Below are 17,845 nucleotides of genomic sequence, written 5' to 3' on the forward strand. Positions count from 1 at the left end.
CGCGGATCACCGTGCCAGGCCGCGGCTGAGACGGACATCAGGATCTCCACCGAGTCGACCCGGGGGTATCCCCCCATTGTCCGGATCGGGATGGCCCTCAGCCCGGGGGGACGGGCCCGTCGTCGGGGGGTGGGTCGGCCCGGACCGTCTGTTCGGGCAGCAGCGGCGCCAGCGCCAGCTCTCGGTCCGTGGTGCCCGGGGGTGCGGCTTCGACCGCCCGCACCCCGGGTCGGGCGGCGAGCGTCTGCAGTCCCGCCCGGTCGGATCGGACGACGAGCGCGAGGACGCACCGGCACCCGGGGTCGGCGAGCGCCACCGCCTCGGCCGCGGCCACGTCGTGCGGCCGGCCGGTGAGCCGGGCCGCGTCGGCGTCGGCCTGCATCTGCGCGCGCCGCCGGACGGTGTCGAGCGCGGTCTCCGGCGCGACCCCGGGATCGAGGGGCTCGAACCGCAGCGCGGTCTGCACCCTGGTCAGCGGCACCCGCAGGACGGCCGTGTCGATCACGGAGCCCGACGCGGCGGCGACCGCGTCGGGCACGGTGAGCTCCGCGCCGAACTGCACGAGTGCGAGCGTCTCGACCCCCGGCGGCGGCAGCTCCGCCGGCAGCCCGGCCAGGTACGCGGCCACGTCGTCGCCCGGCTCCGGACCGAGCCGCACGGAGCCCGGGGACGGCTGCGGCGCGGGCGGCGCGAACTGCGTGGCCCCGTACAGGGCGACCAGCAGGGCCACCACGATGCAGGCGCCGAGCACGGCCAGCCGCCGGCGCGGCGTCATCGCCCTGCCGACATCAGTCGGTGAGCAGGTCCAGCGCGTGCGCCAGGTCCGCCGGGTACGGGCTCGTGAACTCCACCCAGCGGCCGTCGGCGGGGTGTTCGAAGCCGAGCGAGCGGGCGTGCAGCCACTGCCGTTCGAGGCCGAGGCGCTTGGCCAGCGTCGGGTCGGCACCGTAGGCGAGGTCGCCGACGCACGGGTGGCGCAGTGCGGACAGGTGCACGCGGATCTGGTGGGTGCGGCCCGTCTCAAGCCGGACGTCCAGCAGCGACGCGGCGCGGAACGCCTCGATCGTGTCGTAGTGGGTGACGCTGGCCTTTCCCCCGGCCACCACCGCGAACCGGTAGTCGTGCTTGGGGTGGCGGTCGATCGGGGCGTCGATCGTGCCGCTGGACGGGTCGGGGTGCCCCTGGACGACGGCGTGGTAGCGCTTGTCGACGGTGCGCTCCTTGAACGCCCGCTTCAGCACGGTGTAGGCGTGCTCCGAGGTGGCCACCACCATCACCCCGGTGGTGCCGACGTCGAGCCGGTGGACGATGCCCTGCCGCTCGGCCGCCCCGGAGGTGGAGACCCGGAAGCCGAGCGCGGCCAGGCCGCCGACGACGGTGGGCCCGGTCCAGCCGGGGCTCGGGTGGGCGGCGACGCCGACCGGCTTGTCGACCACGACGATGTCGTCGTCGGCGTGCAGGACGGTGAGCCCGGCAACGACCTCGGCCGGCCCGGCGATCACCGCGGGCGCCTCCGGTTCGGGCAGCTCGACCTCGAGCCACGACCCGGCGGTCAGCCGGTCGGACTTCCCGGCGGCGCGGCCGTCCACGGCCACGCGGCCGTCCTCAGCGAGCGCGGCGACCACGGTGCGGGACAGGCCCAGCAGCCGCGAGAGGCCGGCGTCGACACGCATGCCGTCGAGGCCGTCGGGTACGGGGAGCTGGCGGGTGTCACTCACCGACGGACCCGTCCTCCGCGCGGTCCTTGCTCTCGCCGGACGTGCGACGGCCGTCGAGCTCGCGGCCGAGCAGGGCCAGCAGCACGAGCAGCACCCCGCCCGAGACGATCGAGGAGTCGGCCGTGTTGAACACCGGCCAGGCTCGGCCGTCGGGGGTGAACAGCGAGACGATGTCGACGACGTGGCCCTGCAGCGGCCCCGGCGACCGGAAGATCCGGTCGGTGAGGTTGCCCAGCGCACCCCCGAGCACCAGGCCGAGTGCGACGGCCCAGCCCGTGGAGCGCAGCCGCCTGGCCACCCGCAGGATCACCACCACCACGGCGATGGCGACGATGGTGAGCACCCACGTGTAGCCCGTGGCCAGCGAGAACGCGGCTCCGGGGTTGCGGACGAGCTGCAGGTAGACCAGGCCGCCCAGCAGCTGCACCGGCGCGCGGTCCTCGAGCTCCGCGACCGCCAGCACCTTCGTGACGATGTCGACGGCCAGCACCAGCAGGGCGATCAGGGCGAGCAACCGGACCTTGGGGTTGGCGACCAGACCCTGGTCGGTCCGGGTGGTCGGTTCGCTCGCTGACTCGCTCACCACCCCATCATCCCCTACGGCCCTTCGGCTCCCGATCGCCGTGCCAGCGGGCGAGCCTGCCCCGTTGGTCGACGGCGCGGATCCGCTCCTCCGTGGCCTGGCGGGCCAGCGCCGTGGTGACGACGAGCAGCTGGTCGCGTTCGCGCAGGCGGGTCTCCCGCGTGGGGGTGAACGCCTCCTCGTCGCGCACCACCAGGCTGACGGTGGCGCCCCGCGGCAGCCGCAGCTCGCTCAGGTACACCCCGCGCAGCTGCGAGCCCACCGGCACGCGCACCTGCAGCAGGTCGGCGCTCAGCTCGTCGAGCGGCGCGGCGTCGACGGAGAGCTCGCGCGGCTCGGCGCTGCGTGCGACCCCGAGCCGCCTGGCCACCCAGGGCAGGGTCGGACCCTGCACCAGCGTGAGCACGACGACGAGCACGAACACGACGTCGACCAGCGCCTGCGCGCTCGGCGCGCCCTCGACCAGGGCGATCAGCCCCAGCACGATCGGCACCGCCCCGCGCAGGCCTGCCCACGACAGGAAGGCCTGCTCCCGCCACGGCACGCGGAACGGCAGGGCCGCGGCCACCACGGAGATCGGGCGGGCCGCGAGGATCAGCACGAGTCCGGCGACGATCGCGGGCACCACCGCGTCGAGGAGCCGGGGCGGTGAGGCGTAGAGCCCGAGCAGGACGAACAGCCCGATCTGGGCGAGCGAGCCCAGCCCCTCGGCGAAGGAGCGCACCCCGCCGCGGTGCGGCAGGTCGGCGTTGCCCAGCACGAGCGCGGCGACGTAGGTGGCCAGCAGCCCCGAGGCGTGCGCGAGCTGACCCGCGGAGTAGGCCAGGACGCACACGGCGATCGCGGCGAGCGGGTACAGGCCGGTGGCGGGCAGGGCGGCGCGGCGCAGCGCCCAGGCCCCACCGAGGCCCAGCACGGCACCGATCAGCGCGCCTGCTGCGAGCTCGTACACGACGAGGAACGGCGTGATCCAGCTGAACGCCTCCCCGGAGGCCAGCAGGATGACCGCGAGCACGACCGGCGCGTCATTCATCCCGGACTCCAGCTCCAGCACGCCGGCGAGGCGTGGCCGCACGCCGACGCCGCGCAGCACGCTGAACACGGCCGCGGCATCGGTGGAGGAGAGCACCGCACCCCACAGGAACGCCGTGCGCCAGTCCAGGCCCAGCAGCAGGTGCAGCGCCACCCCGACCACCGCGATGCTCACCACCACCGACACGGTCGAGAGCGCGATGCCGACCCCGAGCGACGGCCGAACCGCGGCCCACCGCGTGGTCAGGCCACCTTCGGCGAGGATGAGCACGAGGGCCCCGAGGCCGAGCGACTCGGTGAGCGGGGCATCGTTGAACTGGACACCCAGCACGGACTCGCCGAGCAGGATGCCGATCGCGAGGTAGATGAGGAGCGAGGGCAGCCCCAGGCGCACCGACGCGCGGACGGCCAGCACACCGAGCAGCACCACGGCGGCCACGACGCCGAGCACGACTTCCAGGCTCGCCATCCCCACCTCCGTTCCCACACGTTATCGGCGCAGGTGGTGGGCCTGCGCGGGGGAAGGTAACGGTCATCAGGACGGGGGGTTATCCCGAGACCCGACCGGGGACCTGCGGGATGGTGCGCGCACCCCGCCCCTCCCTAGCCTGCTCGCATGGTCATCACCACCCCGGCGGTGGGCGGAGTGCGGCCGGACCCGCTGCGGGCCCTGCTCGCTCCGTCCACCTGGCTCGGTGCCGCACATCTGCTGCTCGACGGCGCGGTCGGCGCGGCCTACGCGTTCGTCCTGCTCACCGGGCTCTTCTTCACCGTCATGCTGCTTCCGTTCGCGCTGCTCGGGCTGCCGGTGTGGATCCTGACGGCCTGGGTGAGCGTCGCGCTGGCCCGGATCGAGTGCGCCCGGCTGCGCCTGCTCCTCGGCGTGCGGATCGCCCCGCAGTCGATGCCGCCCCGGGACCGCAACCCGCTGCGGTACGGCGGAGCGCTGTGGCGGGACCCCGGTGTGCGCCGCCGCGGGGTCTACCAGCTCGTGGCGTTGCCGCTGGGTGTGCTGACCTCGGCGGTGGTGTACTTCCTGCTGTCGGGCGCGGTGGCGCTGCTCGCGATGCCGCTGCTCACGTTCCTGGTGCCCTCGCAGGGCGCCACCGTGTTCGGCATCCCGCTCGCCGACACCGGCAGCGGCCGCACCCTGCTCGCCGGGCTCGGGCTCGTGCTGCTGCTCGTCTCCCCCGCGGTGGTCCGCGGGCTCACGGCGGTCGACGTCGCGGTCGCACGCACCCTGCTGGGGCCGGTGCCCGGGGCGCTCGCCCGCCGCGTCGACGAGCTGGAGCGCAGCCGCGCCCGGGTCGTCGACGCCGGGGAGGCCGAGCGCAGGCGCCTCGAGCGCGACCTGCACGACGGCACACAGCAGCAGCTCGTCGCGCTCGGGATGACGCTGGGCCGGGCCAAGGCCCGCTACAAGCAGGACCCCGGCGGCATCGGCGAGCTGCTCGACGACGCCCACCAGCAGGCCAAGGACGCCGTCACCGACCTCCGCGGGCTCATCCGCGGGCTGCACCCCCCGGTGCTCACCGACCGCGGGCTGGATGCGGCGCTCTCGGCCATCGCCGTGCGCTGTCCCGTCCCGGTCGACCTCACCGTGGCCCTCGACGAGCGGCCGAGCGCCACCATCGAGGCGATCGGCTACTTCGTGGTGGCCGAGGGCCTCACCAACGTCGCCCGCCACTCCCGCGCCGCCCACGCCTCGGTCACCGTGCGCCGGGAGGGCTCCGGCCCGGTCTGGATCGTCATCAGCGACGACGGGGTCGGAGGCGCCGACCCGGAGCGGGGGACCGGGCTGCGCGGGCTGGCCGACCGGGTGTCCGGAGTGGACGGCCAGCTGCGCGTCGACTCCCCCGTCGGCGGCCCCACCGTGCTCACCGTCGAGCTGCCCACCAGCGAGCCCGTCCGATGACGGCCGCGCCCATCGGCCCGGCCGCGTCCCCCCGCCCCCGGGTCACCGTCGCCGAGGACTCGGTGCTGCTGCGCGAAGGGCTCTGCCGCCTGCTGGCCGAGGCCGGGTTCGACGTCGTGGCCGCCGTCGGAGACGGTGAGGAGCTGCTGCGCGCCGTGACCGCCGACCAGCCGGACGTCGTCGTCGCCGACGTGCGGATGCCACCCACCCACACCGACGAAGGCCTGCGTGCGGCGCTGGTGATCCGCTCCCGCTGGCCCGCGGTGGCCGTGCTCGTGCTCTCCCAGTACGTGGAGGAGCGCTACGCCACCGAACTCCTCGCCGGCGACACCCGCGGCGTCGGCTACCTGCTCAAGGACCGCGTCGCCGACGTCGAGAGCTTCGTCGAGGGGCTGCACCGGGTGCGCGCCGGCGGCACCGCGCTCGACCCCGAGGTCGTCTCGCAGATCTTCGCGCGGTCCCGGCGGGCCCAGCCGCTCGCCGGCCTGACGCCCCGGGAGCGCGACGTCCTGACCCTCATGGCCGAGGGGCGCTCCAACAACGGCATCGCGGAGGCGCTGACCGTCACCGAGGGGGCCGTGGAGAAGCACATCAGCGGGATCTTCGGCAAGTTCGCCCTCCCGGCGGCGCCGAGCGACCACCGGCGGGTCCTCGCCGTGCTCAGATACCTGGAGGACTGACCGTGACCTCCACCGAACCGACCGCAGGACATCACCGGGCTGTCCTGGTGGCGGCCGTGCTGTTCGTCGGCCTCGTGGCCGGCACCGGCGCACTGCAGCTGCTCTCCCAGGCGGCAAGGGGCACCTACGAGCGGACGAGCACCATCACACCCACGGCCGAGCGCTTCACCGTGGCCAGCGACGCCGGCACGGTCACCCTCTCACCCAGCAGCGACGGTGCCGTGCACGTCCGCACGGTGGTTCGCTACGGGCTGGGCCAGCCGGAGCTGACCGAGGAGACCACCTCGGCCGGTGTGCGGCTCGACGCCACCTGCAGTGGGCTGCTGGCCACGCACTGCGACGTCGACTACGCCGTGGAGCTCCCGCCGTCGTTCCCGGTGTACGTCGAGGGCACCGCAGGGGACGTCACGGTGAGCGGCCTCACCGGGCCCGTCACGGTGGAGCGGGCCACCGGCGACATCGCACTCGTCGACCTGACCGGGCCGGTCGACGCCACCACCCAGGCCGGGGTGATCAGCGGCCGGGGTCTGCGCAGCGACGTGGTGCGCGCCGAGACCAGATCGGGCGACGTGCGGCTCGAACTGCGCGAGCCGCCGAGCTCGCTGGCGGTGGACTCCCTCAGCGGGCAGATCGACGTCACGGTGCCGGCCACCGGCTACCGGGTCGACGCGCGGAGCACCACCGGTGAGGCGTCGGTGCTGGTGCCCGTGGACTCCGCCGCACCCGGCATGATCGTGCTCGACAGCGAGAACGGCGACGTTCGCGTCCGTCCCTCGCTCTGATCCTCCGGCGCTCAGCCCACCGTCCAGGTCAGCGTGGCCGCGGTGCGGACGCGGTCCAGGTCGTCGAGCACGGCGTCCACCTCCGGGACCCTGTCCTCGGGAAGGCACAGCCTGCGGGCCACCCACACCGGGTCGCGCCGGTCGGACGCGCGCTCCCACCGCTGCACGGCCGGCTCGATCCCGAGCTCGCGCAGCACGCCCACCGCATCGTCGGTGGTGGCCGACGGCGGCCGGTGCAGGCCGTGGAAGCGTTCCCACAGCGGGTCGAGCCACGCCGTCGGGTGCTGCGTCATCATCTCGACGACGACCCCCCGGCGGGCGGCCGCGGTGAGCGCGCGCACGAACGGCGGCAGGTCGACGACGTTGTGCAGCACGTGGTGGGAGACGACCACGTCGGCGGTGCCGGCCTCGGCGGCCACGTCGGGCCAGCGCCCCGCGACCGTCCGGTACGGGAGGTCACGGGCCCGCGCCGCCGCGGCGAAGGAGTCGAGCATGTCCTGCTGCTGGTCCACGCCCGTGGCGTGGGTGATCCGGCCCACCAGCGCGAAGGCGGCCGCCCCTCCCCCGCAGCCGACGTCGAGCACGGTGCCACCGTCGGCGAGCAGCTCCAGAGCCGCCCGCCGCGACGGTGTGTCCACGGGCTGTGACGGCGCCGCGAAGTAGTCGACGTCGTGGTGAAACGGGTTGTTCGGGGCCTTGGCGAGGATCTCCGGGGGGATGCCCCGGCCCTCCTGGCGCTCGGCCCACACGGTCGCCGCATCCATGGGTCCGAGTATGCGCGCGGATCGCGGGTGTGGATCTCCGGTCGCCCGCTCCGGGTCCGTCGTCACCGCGCGGTGAGCTGCTCGACGAGCATCGCCACGCGCTGCTCCTGCGCACCCGCCGGGAGGCGCCCGCCGCGGGCGAGGGTGACGAGCCCGTGCATCGTGGCCCACCAGACCTCGGTGAACACGCCGGTGTCCCGCTCACCTGCCAGCGGTGCGAACACGTCATGGAGCTGCGCGAACCCTGCTTGCATCGGAGCGGGCGTGGTGTCCTGCGCGAACGGCAGGTCGGTGGAGAGGGTGAACATGGCGTCGTAGAGGGCGGGGTTGGTCTCGGCGAACGCGAGGTACGCCCGGATGACGGCCGGCACGGCCTCGTCCGTCGTCCCCGCCCCCACCCGGGCGGCCGCGAGCGCGTCGGCGAGCTCGGTGAAGCCCTGCAGCGCGACCGCCCCGACGATGGCGTCCTTGCCGGCGAAGTGGCTGTAGAGCACCGGCTGGCTGTACTCGATCCGCTGCGAGAGCCGCCTCGTCGTGACCGCGTCCCAGCCCTCGGTCTCGGCGAGCTCACGTGCCGTCCGGACGATCAGCTCGTGGCGTGCAGCGCGCTCCCGCTCGCGGCGGTTCTGGTTCGGCATCGTCAGATCCTAGCACTGCTAGCTCTTCGAGCAGCGCTTGTGTTAGCGTCGCTCCAGATCCTAGCAACGCTAGATTCTCCTGAAGGAGCACCACATGTTCGTGACCTACATCGGCGCCGCCCTCGCCGGTCTCACCGGCGTCGGGATCATCGCGGTCGGAACGCGCTACCTCCTGGCCTCGCAGGCGAGCGCAGCGACCTTCGGCCTACCGGACTGGCCCCGCGGCGACGCCGGCGCGTGGCTGTACCTGAAGGGCATCCGTGACATCGCGTCGGGGCTCGTGATCCTCGTGCCTCTCGTACTCGGGCAGTTCCAGGTGCTCGGCTGGCTCGTCCTGGCCGCGTCGATCACCCCGTTCGGTGACGCACTCGTGGTCCTCAGGAACAAGGGGAGCAAGACCCTCGGGTACGCCATGCACGGAGGCACTGCGGTGGCCGTGGTGATCACCGGCCTGCTTCTTCTGCTCGGGAACTGAGCACGTCCCTGGTCGTCGCCCGCTTCGACCTACGCGGAGATCGCGAAACGAGCCCGCGCGGCGGCCGATCCGGCCATCCTCCCGGTCAGCCGAGCAGCTCGGCGTACCGCGTCGCCAGCACCGTCTCGTCGCCCTCCAACGCCACTACCTTGTCGCGGGCCCACAGCCCGGACACGATCTCGACCTTCCCGGGCCGGAGCCCGAACGCCTCGGCGAGCACCTCGCGGACCGCGGCGTTCGCGGCACCGTCCACCGGCCGGGCCCGCACCGACACCAGCAGTACCGGCCCGTGCGGGCCCGGCCGGCTCCCGCCGACCGAGTCGGCACGGGAGCCGGGCCGGACCCGGACGGAGATCCGCACCCGGCTGCCGCTCGTCAGGCGGTGCGGCTGACGAGGACGCGCACCTGGGTGGAGCTCCCGTCCGGGGCGGCCACGGCCCCGGCGAGGGTGGGCTCGGCCACCTCGGCGTAGGCCACGGAGACCGCCAGCACCTCGCCGGACACGAACGACTCGTGCGCGCGCACGGCGTCGAGCACCGGACCGGGCCCGTCGAGCGTGAGCGCCACGCGGTCGGACACGTCGAAACCGGCATCGCGGCGGGCCTGCTGCACGACGCGCACGACGTCGCGGGCCGTCCCCTCCGCCGCCAGCTCCGGCGTGACCGCGGTGTCCAGTACGACCAGTCCGGTGGAACCGGGCAGGGCCGCGATCGCCGTGCCCGCGCCCTCCCCGCCTGCGGCCACCAGCTTCTCGGTGAACTCGCCGGGCAGCAGCTCGATGCCCGCAGCGGTGACGGTGCCGTCGTCGCTCGCCGTCCACTCCCCCGCCTTCACGGCGCGGATCACCTTCTGGGTGTCGCCGCCCAGCCGAGGACCGCAGGCCCGGGCGTTGACCGCGATCTCGAACCGCCCGAACTCGGCAACGGCCGTGGTGAGCACGACGTCCTTCACGTTGACCTCGTCGCGCAGGATGTCGGTGAACGGCTCCAGTGCCGCGACGTCGGCGGCCGCCACCGTGAGGGTGGCCAGCGGCAGCCGCACCCGCAGCCCGCGGGCCTTGCGCAGCGACAGCGCCGACGAGGCCACCTGACGCACGCGCTCCATCGCGGTCACCAGTGCGGCGTTGTGCGGGAGCTCGTCGGCGGTGGGCCAGTCCGCGAGGTGCACCGACCGGCCGCCCGTGAGCCCCTGCCAGACCTTCTCCAGGGTCAGGGGCAGCAGCGGCGCGGCGACGCGGGCGGTCACCTCGAGCACGGTGTGCAGCGTGTCGATCGCGTCGGCGTCGCCGTCCCAGAACCGCTCCCGCGAGCGGCGCACGTACCAGTTGGTGAGCGCCTCGGCGTGGTCGCGGACGTGCTCACACGCCCCTGCCACGTCGTAGACGTCCATCGCCGCGGTGACGTCGTCGACGAGCGCCGCCGTGCGGGCCAGTACGTACCGGTCGAGGACGTGCTCCGAGTCGGTGCGGAACACGCCGCGGCGCCCGGCCGCACCCGCGTAGAGCGACAGGAAGTACCACGTGTTCCACAGCGGCAGGAGTGCCTGCCGCACGCCCTCGCGGATGCCCTGCTCGGTGACGACCAGGTTGCCCCCGCGCAGGATCGGCGAGGCCATGAGGAACCAGCGCATGGCGTCGGAGCCGTCGCGCTCGAAGACCTCGTTGACGTCCGGGAAGTTGCGCCGCGACTTCGACATCTTCTGCCCGTCGTCACCCAGCACGATGCCGTGGGCCAGGCACGAGCGGAACGCCGGCCGGTCGAACAGCGCCGTGGCCAGCACGTGCAGCAGGTAGAACCAGCCGCGGGTCTGCCCGTTGTACTCGACGATGAAGTCGCCCGGGTAGTGGTGGTCGAACCAGTCGCGGTTCTCGAACGGGTAGTGCACCTGGGCGAACGGCATCGAGCCGGAGTCGAACCAGCAGTCGAGCACCTCCGGCACCCGGCGCATCGTCGAGCGCCCGGTGGGGTCGTCCGGGTTCGGCCTGGTGAGCTCGTCGACGTACGGGCGGTGCAGGTCGGTCGGGCGCACGCCGAAGTCACGCTCCAGCTCGTCGAGCGAGCCGTACACGTCGACGCGCGGGTACTGCGGGTCGTCCGACACCCAGACCGGGATCGGCGAGCCCCAGTACCGGTTGCGGGAGATCGACCAGTCGCGGGCGCCCTCGAGCCACTTGCCGAACTGCCCGTCGCGGACGTGCTCCGGCACCCAGGTGATCTCCTGGTTCAGCTCCACCATGCGGTCGCGGAACGCCGTGACCTGCACGAACCACGAGTCCACCGCACGCTGGATGAGCGGGTTGCCGCAGCGCCAGCAGTGCGGGTACGGGTGGTCGTAGGTCTCGTGGCGCAGCAGCACCCCCTGCACGTGCGGCGCGCCGTCGCGCAGGTCGCGGATGATCTGCGGGTTGGCGTCGAACACCTGCATGCCCGCGTAGGGGGGCACCCGGGAGTCGAACTCACCGCGGGAGTCCACCGGCACAACGGTCTCGATGCCCGCCGCGTCGGTGACGACCTTGTCCTCCTCACCGAAGGCGGGCGCGATGTGCACGAGCCCCGTGCCGTCGTCGGTGGTGACGTAGTCGGCGCCCAGGATGCGGTGGGCGTTCTCCCAGCCGGCGAAGAAGTCGAACGGCGGGACGTAGGACAGCCCCAGCAGCTCGGTACCGGGCAGGTGCCGCAGCACCTCCGGCTCCTCGCCGAGCTCGCGGGCGTAGTGGGCGACGCGGGCCGCGGCGAGCACGTACCGCTCTCCGTTGGCCGCCACGAGCACGTAGTCCACGGCCGGGTTGACGGCCATCGCGAGGTTGGACGGCAGCGTCCACGGCGTGGTGGTCCAGACGAGCGCGAGCGCGTCGTCCAGGTCGGTGCCGGGTGCGCGCAGCCGCAGGCCCACCGTGACGGCCGGGTCCTGCCGGTCCAGGTAGACGTCGTCCATCCTGGTCTCGGTGGCCGACAGCGGCGTGCCGTCGTGCCAGCAGTACCAGAGCACGCGGAACCCGGAGTAGATCAGACCCTTGTCCCACAGGGTCTTGAACGCCCACATGACGCTTTCCATGTAGTCCAGGTCGAGCGTCTTGTAGTCGTTGTCGAAGTCGACCCAGCGGGCCTGCCGTGTGACGTAGTCACGCCACTCGTCGGTGAAGCGCAGCACCGACGTGCGGCAGGCCTCGTTGAAGGCCGCGACGCCCATCTCCTCGATCTCGGTCTTGTCCTTGATCCCGAGCTCGCGCTCCGCCTCGATCTCCGCGGGCATGCCGTGGGTGTCCCACCCGAACCGGCGTTCGACGTGCTTGCCGCGCATCGTCTGGTACCGCGGCACCACGTCCTTGACGTAGCCGGTGAGCAGGTGCCCGTAGTGCGGCAGCCCGTTGGCGAAGGGGGGGCCGTCGTAGAAGACGAACTCGTTGCTGCCGTTCTCCCCCGCGGGGCGAGCCTCGACCGAGGCGACGAACGTGCCGTCGGCCTCCCAGGCGTCCAGGACCTCGCGCTCCAGGGCGGGGAAGGACGGGTGCGCGGGGACGGTGGGATAACGCGGCTGCTCGGCGTGGGCGCTCATCGCTGGTGTGCTCCTCGTGCGTGGCTGGTGCTGCTGCCTGCACGGGGACGACGGCCCTTGCGGGCGCCGCGGTACCACCCCGCTTGCCGCCCCGGAGGGCGGCCTCTCATCGGACGGCTGTGACGGGCCGCTCCCGTCCGGTTCTACTGGGGCGACCCGGCCGCTGCCGAACGCCTGTTCTTCCGGAGGCTCCCCGGTGATGGCCGGATCGGTGCCTGTGCGTGCAAGGGTAGCGCCACGGCGCGAGCCGATATTCCCGCGGGCCTGCTACCGGGGTGGCGGCCCTACCGACCGGCCGCCCTACCGGGTGGCGGCGCCGTGCCTGCTCGCCAGCGTGCGGTCGGGCGCGCACCAGCCGCACGGAGAGAACCCGAGCTCGATGGCCTCGCGCACCGCGAGCGGGATCGGCGGCTTGCCGACCAGCGCCCGGCAGCTCTTCACGTGGTAGCGCGGCTGCTCGTCGATCACCAGCACCTCGTCGGCGAGCGCCGCGACCAGCGCGAAGACGGCGGTGTCCGGCGGCTCCTCCGGCGGCTCGGCGTCGGTGTCCGCCTGCGGCTGCGCGGCGTCCGCGGGAGCGGCGGTGTCGGCGGCGGCGCTCTCGGCCGAGCCACCGGTGACCGCCGCCGCAGGCGTGCCGTCGCCCGCGACCTCACCGGCGGGCGCCTCGCCGCCGGCCGCGGCCGGCGAACCAGCGGCTCCGGCGCCTGCCGGGCTGTGGGCCGGCTCGGTCGGCACCGAACCCCCGGCCGTCGTGCCACCGGCGGTCGTGCCACCGGCGGTCGTGCCGTCCGTCGACGCACCGCTCGTTGCCGAGCCACCCGTGGAAGAACCGCTCGCGGTCGTGCCGCCGGTCGACGTGGTGCTCGTTGCCGTGGTCGCCGAGGCGCTCGTTGCCGACCCGTCTGCCGTCGAGCCGCCCGTGGTGGTGCCGCCCGCGGCCGGGCCACCGGCCGTCGTACCACCGGGACTCGTGCCACCGGGGGTCCCGCCGGCACCCGCGGTCCCGCTCGGCGGCGTGCCGCCGGGGGTCATGCCGCTCGTCGCCGTGTCGGCAGTCGGCGCACCACCGGCAGTGGTGCCGTCCACGGAGGTGGCGCTCGTCGTGGTGCTGCCGGCCACTGCACCGCCGGCTGCCGAGCCACCGCCCTTGGTGCCGTCAGGCTTCGCGCTGTCGGTTTTCGCGCTGTCGGTTTTCGCGCCGTCGGCTTTCGCGCCGTCGGCCGCCGCAGCCGCTGCGGTTCCGGAGCCCGCGGTTGCCTCGCGGCCGGAAGGGCCGGCGTCCGGAGCCGAACCCGCGGGGGTGGCGGGCTTGCGCGCGCTCATGACCACAGTGCTCTCGACGGCCGAGGTGCCCGCGGCGGTCGCGCCCTTCGGGGTGGACGCGGCCGACCCGTCGGCGGGGTCGCTCTTCTCGCGGGCCGCCGGGCCGGAGTCGGCCCGGGCCGCGGCGGGCGCGTCGCGCGCCGGCTCCGTGGGGGCCTGCGCAGCCGAGGGCGGGGACGGCACGGCGGAGCCCGACGGCGCGGCGCCGGCGGATCCGGCACCGAAGTCGGCGGTGCCCTCGGCGTCGCTCGCCGGCGGCACCGGAGCGGCGTGATCCGAATCGCTCTTGGTTACGCTGCGTGATAAATCACTGCCCGATGGGCTGATTCCAGCAGTAGCGCCGGGCGGTCGATCGGCAGAGCCGGACGGCTTCACCGTGGGCATCACAACGGTCTGCGTGCCGTCCAGCAGCTCGTCGAACCGGTGATCGGCGGCGTCCTGAGGGGCTCCGTTGACCCCCGCAGGCGCGGCGGATCCGGGCCGGGGAATGACCGGCAGGACCTCGGTGACCGGATCGACGTCCAGCGTGGCCGCGCCCGAGGCGCCGTTGCCTGTGGCCGCCGCAGCGGCACCGGCCTTCACCGCGTTGCGGCGCTGCAGCCAGTCGACCAGCAGGACCGCCGCCGCAGCGACACTGACCCCCACGGATACCCACGCCCACAGGACGCTGCCGGACAGCAGCGCCACCACCAGCAGGCCGAAGGCGATGAGGACCAGGATCAGGACCAGGAGCAGCACGATTCTCTCCGTGTGCGGCGGTGCGGCGGGAGTCCGCCACACCGCCCGTGTAGGTCTCGGTCAGCTACCGGCGTCGGCACGCTGGCCGTAGCCGGTGGAGGCGTACCCGCCGTTGGAGCTGGACCGACTGTCGGACGGAGCCGCCGAACCGCGCTCACCGAGGTCCCTGAGCTGGGACTCCAGGTAGGTCTTGAGGCGGGTGCGGTACTCACGCTCGAACGTGCGCAGCTCGTCGATCTTCTTCTCGAGGACCGACTTGTCGCGCGTGATCGTGCCGATGATCTCCGCCTGCTTGCGCTCGGCGTCACCGACCAGCGTGGCCGCCTTGTCGCGCGACTGCCGCTCCAGCGTCTCGGCCCTGGTACGGGCGTCGTTCAGCATCGTCTCGGCCCGCGAGCGGGCGTCATTGACGAGACCGTCGGACTTGGTGCGCGCATCCGACAGCAGCTGCTCGGACTTGGTGCGGGCGTCGGTGAGCATCGCGTCGGCCTCGGACTTGGCCTCGGCGGTGAGCCGCTCTGCCATCTCCTGGGCCATGCTCAGGACCTTGGCCACCTGGACATGGTGGTCGCCGCCCTCCCCGTCCATCAGCGACTGCGGGCCGCCCATGGAGCGCGGTGGCTCCATCTGCCGCATCGACGGGGGGTCTACCTGCCGCTGGATCTGCTGAGTGGGGGGCGAAACAGGCGCCCCCATCTGAGCAGGCGGACGCGAACGCGCGTCCTCCAAGTCGGCCTGTGCGTTCCCGAGGCGCTGTTCGAGCTGCGAGACCTGCTCGCGCAGGTCCTCGTTCTCCTCGATCAGGCGAGCCAGCTCGGCCTCGACCAGGTCGAGGAACGCGTCGACCTCGTCCTCGTTGTACCCCCTCTTGCCAATGGGGGGTTTGCTGAACGCGACGTTGTGGACGTCGGCGGGCGTCAGCGGCATCGGATCACCTCATGCAGTCCTCGGCGGCGGCACCGTGTGACTGGGGCTCACAACGGCGTCGGCTGGGCAACGTTCATCAGTATGAACACGACCAGCAACAGAACCATAATCGACAGGTCTAGCCCCACGCCGCCAATCCGCACGACGGGGATCACTCTGCGCAACAACTTCACCGGTGGATCGGTGGCCGTGAAGATGAGCTCGAGAGCCACGGCACTGGGGCCGGCAGGCACCCACTGGCGGGCGAAGCTCCTGACGAGCTCCGCCACGATGCGCCCGATGAGCAGCAGCCAGAAGAAGAACAGCACGTAGTACACGACGAACTGGATGGCGAGGGGCACGCCCTCAATCCTGGCGGAAGATGCCTCGTTCTGCGAGCCTGCGCGCGTCGTCCGCCGAGACCTCGACATCGGCCGGAGTGAGAAGGAAGACCCGGTTCGTCACCTTGTCGATGGAGCCGCGCAGGGCGAACGCCAAGCCGGCGGCGAAGTCGACGAGGCGCTTGGCGTCGTCGGTCTCCAGCTCGGTGAGGTTCATGATCACCGGCACGCCGTCGCGGTAGCGTTCGCCGATCGTGCGCGCCTCCTTGTAGCTACGGGGCTGCAGCGTGGTGATCCTGGCGAGGGCGGCGGCCCCGCGGGTCGCGTGGTCGCGCTGCTCGGGCACGGCGGCCGGAGCAGGGGGAACCGCCCGGACCGGCTCCCGGACGGAGTCGGGATCGATCGCGAGTGCACCCCGGACCACCGACGGTCCCGCCCCCGGCACGCCGACGGGCGGCGCTGCGGTAGTCCGTGGCGCGGTCCGTTCGACCGCCGCCACCGGGCGGGGCGGGCGCCGGTCCCACTCGTCCTCGTAGCGGGCGCGGCGGGAGTCGTCGTCGTAGGAGCGGTCGTCCCATCGGTCGTCGCCGTACTCGCGGGAGCTCCGGTCGGAACGGCGGCCCTCGGCGTACCGGTCGTCGTACCGGTCGTGAACCGGCTCGTCGGCGTACTCGCCCATCTCCTCGGCGGGCACCATGCCGAAATAGGCCTTGAGCCGGTACATCGCGCCCATTCGCGCTCCCATCATCGACGCCCCCGACGGTCGGCCGCAGACAGCACGGCGCGACGATCACCCGGAGGTTATCCGGCGTTCCCCCACAAGGGCTGTTCCGACACGCACCACGTCCGATCCATGCCTGATCGCCTCCTCCAGGTCACCGCTCATTCCGGTCGACAAGGTGCTGGCCTGCGGAAACCGGACACGGAGCCAGGCGGCTGCCTCGGCGACGTCGGCGAAGGCGGCATCGGGATCGGCACCCAGCGGCGCCACCGCCATCAGGCCGGTGAGCTGCAGCCCGGCGCAGGCTGCGACACGTTCGGCGAGCGGCCCGAGGCCGTCGCGGGGCACGCCACCGCGCTCGGGGTCGCCGTCGACGCTGTACTGGAGGAGAACGGGCAGCGGGCCGGGGCGCCCACCGGTGTCCTGCTCGCGCCGCACGGCGGCGTCGAGAGCGTCGGCCAGCCGCACCGAGTCCACGGACTCCACCTGGTCGGCCCAGCGCGCGACGGCTTTGGCCTTGTTCCGTTGCAGCCCACCGATGAAGTGCCAGCGCGGCGCCGCGTCGGGACGGAGCTCGGCGACCTTCGCGACCTTCGCCCCGGCCTCCTGCACCCGGTTCTCCCCGAACACGGTGAGACCGAGATCGAGGAGCACGGCGACGTCAGTGGCCGGCACGGTCTTGGTGACTGCCACGAGCGCCACGTCACCGGGCGCCCGCCCGGCGGCGACACAGGCGGCGTCGATGCGTTCCCGCACGGCCTGCAGCCGACGGGCCAGCTCCTCGCGTCTCTGCGCATCCACAGCCCACCCCATCCGCAGCCGGATCAGGCCCGGCTGTCTATCGCACCGAAGATCACCCCTGCCATCGTCCCCGGAACCGGGCCCGGCGGCCGGGTGGACCGCTCAGCGGGGGTCGAGCCAGATGACCGCGGCCTGGCGGCCGGTCGGGGCGCTCCCGCGGTGGCTGTAGAGGTCGCGCTCCTCGAGCGTGCACCGCGGGTCGCCGCCGACCCGCGCCACCCCGAGTGCGGTGAGCTGGTGGTAGAGACCGGCGCGCAGATCCAGTCCCGGGGTGCCGCGGCGGGTGCGCACCGCGCTGCCGGGCAGGCGGGCGTCCACCTCGGCCCGCATCGCCGCAGGGACCTCGTAGCAGGCCCCGCACACCGCGGGGCCCAGCAGTACCTCCAGCGCCTCCACCCGCGCGCCGAGGGCCACCATGGCGGCCACGGTGGCCGGCAGCACGCCGGCGGCCGCCCCGACCCGGCCGGCGTGGGCGGCGCCCACGACGCCGGCCACCGGGTCGGCGAGCAGCAGCGGCACGCAGTCGGCCGCCAGCACCGCGAGCCCGACGCCCGGCAGGGCCGTCACGGCGGCGTCGGTGGCCGGGATGTCCGGCGCGCCCACCTCGGGCACCGAGTCCACGGTGGCGACCCTGGTGCCGTGCACCTGTCCGAGGAACACGACCGGAACGCCCAGCTCGGTCGACAGGCGGCGGCGGTTGGCCGCGACGGCGGCCGGGTCGTCGCCCACTCCCGTCGACAGGTTGAACGTGCCGAAGCCGCCGGTCGAACGCCCACCGGCCCGGGTGGTGACCACCCGCCGGACGCGGGCCCGCGCTCGGGTCAACGCTTCATGAACGGCGGCACGTCCACGTCGTCGTCGAAGTCGTCG

At 73.5% G+C, this 17,845-nt stretch carries 18 protein-coding genes; 4 read left to right on the plus strand and 14 right to left on the minus strand.

Annotation, left to right across the window (positions count from 1 at the left end):
- Nucleotides 1–97: 97 nt before the first annotated feature.
- Genes HF577_RS30875 through HF577_RS30890 form a run of 4 tightly spaced genes read right to left on the minus strand, consistent with a single transcriptional unit; the run spans nucleotide 98 to nucleotide 3,802 of the window.
- A complete protein-coding gene (locus tag HF577_RS30875; protein ID WP_169399523.1) occupies nucleotides 98–775 on the minus strand; it encodes a hypothetical protein in 678 nt (225 codons plus the stop codon).
- 13 nt (nucleotides 776–788) lie between these two features.
- Nucleotides 789–1,673 carry an RluA family pseudouridine synthase gene (locus HF577_RS30880; RefSeq protein WP_169399539.1) on the minus strand — a complete coding sequence of 295 codons (885 nt, stop codon included), beginning with the start codon at nucleotides 1,671–1,673 and terminating at the stop codon, nucleotides 789–791.
- 37 nt (nucleotides 1,674–1,710) lie between these two features.
- Entirely contained in the window at nucleotides 1,711–2,304 is a 594-nt protein-coding gene (gene lspA, locus HF577_RS30885) for a signal peptidase II (RefSeq protein ID WP_425563855.1), read from the minus strand.
- Nucleotides 2,305–2,308: 4 nt separating this feature from the next.
- On the minus strand, nucleotides 2,309–3,802 hold the full coding sequence (locus HF577_RS30890) for a potassium/proton antiporter (protein WP_169399524.1): 1,494 nt from the start codon (nucleotides 3,800–3,802) through the stop codon (nucleotides 2,309–2,311).
- A gap of 147 nt (nucleotides 3,803–3,949) precedes the next feature.
- Here HF577_RS30890 and HF577_RS30895 point away from each other — a divergent pair, with 147 nt between their 5' ends.
- The 3 genes from HF577_RS30895 to HF577_RS39940 are packed head-to-tail and all read left to right on the plus strand — an operon-like array spanning nucleotide 3,950 to nucleotide 6,710.
- Entirely contained in the window at nucleotides 3,950–5,248 is a 1,299-nt protein-coding gene (locus HF577_RS30895) for a sensor histidine kinase (RefSeq protein WP_169399525.1), read from the plus strand.
- Nucleotides 5,245–5,928, plus strand: coding sequence for a response regulator (locus HF577_RS30900; RefSeq protein ID WP_169399526.1), 684 nt, complete (start codon nucleotides 5,245–5,247; stop codon nucleotides 5,926–5,928). The genes HF577_RS30895 and HF577_RS30900 overlap by 4 nt, the downstream gene beginning before the upstream one ends.
- Nucleotides 5,929–5,930: 2 nt before the next feature.
- On the plus strand, nucleotides 5,931–6,710 hold the full coding sequence (locus tag HF577_RS39940) for a DUF4097 family beta strand repeat-containing protein (RefSeq protein WP_169399527.1): 780 nt from the start codon (nucleotides 5,931–5,933) through the stop codon (nucleotides 6,708–6,710).
- A gap of 11 nt (nucleotides 6,711–6,721) precedes the next feature.
- On the opposite strand, the gene HF577_RS30910 is transcribed toward HF577_RS39940, so the two are convergent.
- Together HF577_RS30910 and HF577_RS30915 are read right to left on the minus strand one after the other, a co-directional pair.
- A complete protein-coding gene (locus tag HF577_RS30910; protein ID WP_169399528.1) occupies nucleotides 6,722–7,474 on the minus strand; it encodes a class I SAM-dependent methyltransferase in 753 nt (250 codons plus the stop codon).
- 62 nt (nucleotides 7,475–7,536) lie between these two features.
- A complete protein-coding gene (locus HF577_RS30915) occupies nucleotides 7,537–8,112 on the minus strand; it encodes a TetR/AcrR family transcriptional regulator (RefSeq protein WP_169399529.1) in 576 nt (191 codons plus the stop codon).
- Nucleotides 8,113–8,206: 94 nt separating this feature from the next.
- Here HF577_RS30915 and HF577_RS30920 point away from each other — a divergent pair, with 94 nt between their 5' ends.
- Nucleotides 8,207–8,587 carry a DUF4267 domain-containing protein gene (locus HF577_RS30920; RefSeq protein ID WP_169399530.1) on the plus strand — a complete coding sequence of 127 codons (381 nt, stop codon included), beginning with the start codon at nucleotides 8,207–8,209 and terminating at the stop codon, nucleotides 8,585–8,587.
- Between the two features lie 85 nt (nucleotides 8,588–8,672).
- On the opposite strand, the gene HF577_RS30925 is transcribed toward HF577_RS30920, so the two are convergent.
- The 8 genes from HF577_RS30925 to pgeF form a co-directional block, all read right to left on the minus strand.
- Nucleotides 8,673–8,948, minus strand: coding sequence for a DUF167 domain-containing protein (locus HF577_RS30925; RefSeq protein ID WP_312859489.1), 276 nt, complete (start codon nucleotides 8,946–8,948; stop codon nucleotides 8,673–8,675).
- Nucleotides 8,949–8,962: 14 nt separating this feature from the next.
- Nucleotides 8,963–12,142, minus strand: a complete 3,180-nt coding sequence (ileS, locus tag HF577_RS30930; protein ID WP_169399531.1) for an isoleucine--tRNA ligase — start codon at nucleotides 12,140–12,142, stop codon at nucleotides 8,963–8,965.
- A 300-nt stretch (nucleotides 12,143–12,442) separates the two neighbouring features.
- The gene (locus tag HF577_RS30935; RefSeq protein WP_169399532.1) at nucleotides 12,443–14,206 is read right to left on the minus strand and encodes a hypothetical protein; all 1,764 of its coding nucleotides are present in this window, start codon (nucleotides 14,204–14,206) and stop codon (nucleotides 12,443–12,445) included.
- 60 nt (nucleotides 14,207–14,266) lie between these two features.
- The gene (wag31, locus tag HF577_RS30940) at nucleotides 14,267–15,133 is read right to left on the minus strand and encodes a DivIVA-like cell division protein Wag31 (protein WP_169399533.1); all 867 of its coding nucleotides are present in this window, start codon (nucleotides 15,131–15,133) and stop codon (nucleotides 14,267–14,269) included.
- A gap of 47 nt (nucleotides 15,134–15,180) precedes the next feature.
- Nucleotides 15,181–15,474, minus strand: coding sequence for a YggT family protein (locus HF577_RS30945; RefSeq protein WP_312859490.1), 294 nt, complete (start codon nucleotides 15,472–15,474; stop codon nucleotides 15,181–15,183).
- Nucleotides 15,475–15,478: 4 nt separating this feature from the next.
- Nucleotides 15,479–16,186: a cell division protein SepF gene (locus tag HF577_RS30950; protein ID WP_169399535.1), complete on the minus strand. Its 708-nt coding sequence runs from the start codon at nucleotides 16,184–16,186 to the stop codon at nucleotides 15,479–15,481.
- A 57-nt stretch (nucleotides 16,187–16,243) separates the two neighbouring features.
- Nucleotides 16,244–16,975 (minus strand): YggS family pyridoxal phosphate-dependent enzyme, encoded by a 732-nt coding sequence (locus HF577_RS30955; RefSeq protein WP_312859491.1) that lies wholly within the window; start codon nucleotides 16,973–16,975, stop codon nucleotides 16,244–16,246.
- Between the two features lie 102 nt (nucleotides 16,976–17,077).
- The gene (gene pgeF, locus HF577_RS30960; protein WP_169399537.1) at nucleotides 17,078–17,800 is read right to left on the minus strand and encodes a peptidoglycan editing factor PgeF; all 723 of its coding nucleotides are present in this window, start codon (nucleotides 17,798–17,800) and stop codon (nucleotides 17,078–17,080) included.
- Between the last annotated feature and the right edge of the window lie 45 nt (nucleotides 17,801–17,845).

The sequence above is a fragment of the Pseudonocardia xinjiangensis genome (genome assembly GCF_012911925.1).
GTDB lineage: Bacteria > Actinomycetota > Actinomycetes > Mycobacteriales > Pseudonocardiaceae > Pseudonocardia > Pseudonocardia xinjiangensis.

Excerpts from the sequence above, each read along its gene's own strand:
- HF577_RS30875 (WP_169399523.1), bottom strand. The coding sequence starts at position 775 with ATGACGCCGCGCCGGCGGCTGGCCGTGCTCGGCGCCTGCATCGTGGTG.
- HF577_RS30880 (WP_169399539.1), bottom strand. The coding sequence starts at position 1,673 with ATGCGTGTCGACGCCGGCCTCTCGCGGCTGCTGGGCCTGTCCCGCACC.
- HF577_RS30890 (WP_169399524.1), bottom strand. The coding sequence starts at position 3,802 with ATGGCGAGCCTGGAAGTCGTGCTCGGCGTCGTGGCCGCCGTGGTGCTG.
- HF577_RS30895 (WP_169399525.1), top strand. The coding sequence starts at position 3,950 with ATGGTCATCACCACCCCGGCGGTGGGCGGAGTGCGGCCGGACCCGCTG.
- HF577_RS30900 (WP_169399526.1), top strand. The coding sequence starts at position 5,245 with ATGACGGCCGCGCCCATCGGCCCGGCCGCGTCCCCCCGCCCCCGGGTC.
- HF577_RS30910 (WP_169399528.1), bottom strand. The coding sequence starts at position 7,474 with ATGGATGCGGCGACCGTGTGGGCCGAGCGCCAGGAGGGCCGGGGCATC.
- HF577_RS30915 (WP_169399529.1), bottom strand. The coding sequence starts at position 8,112 with ATGCCGAACCAGAACCGCCGCGAGCGGGAGCGCGCTGCACGCCACGAG.
- HF577_RS30920 (WP_169399530.1), top strand. The coding sequence starts at position 8,207 with ATGTTCGTGACCTACATCGGCGCCGCCCTCGCCGGTCTCACCGGCGTC.
- ileS (WP_169399531.1), bottom strand. The coding sequence starts at position 12,142 with ATGAGCGCCCACGCCGAGCAGCCGCGTTATCCCACCGTCCCCGCGCAC.
- wag31 (WP_169399533.1), bottom strand. The coding sequence starts at position 15,133 with ATGCCGCTGACGCCCGCCGACGTCCACAACGTCGCGTTCAGCAAACCC.
- HF577_RS30950 (WP_169399535.1), bottom strand. The coding sequence starts at position 16,186 with ATGGGCGCGATGTACCGGCTCAAGGCCTATTTCGGCATGGTGCCCGCC.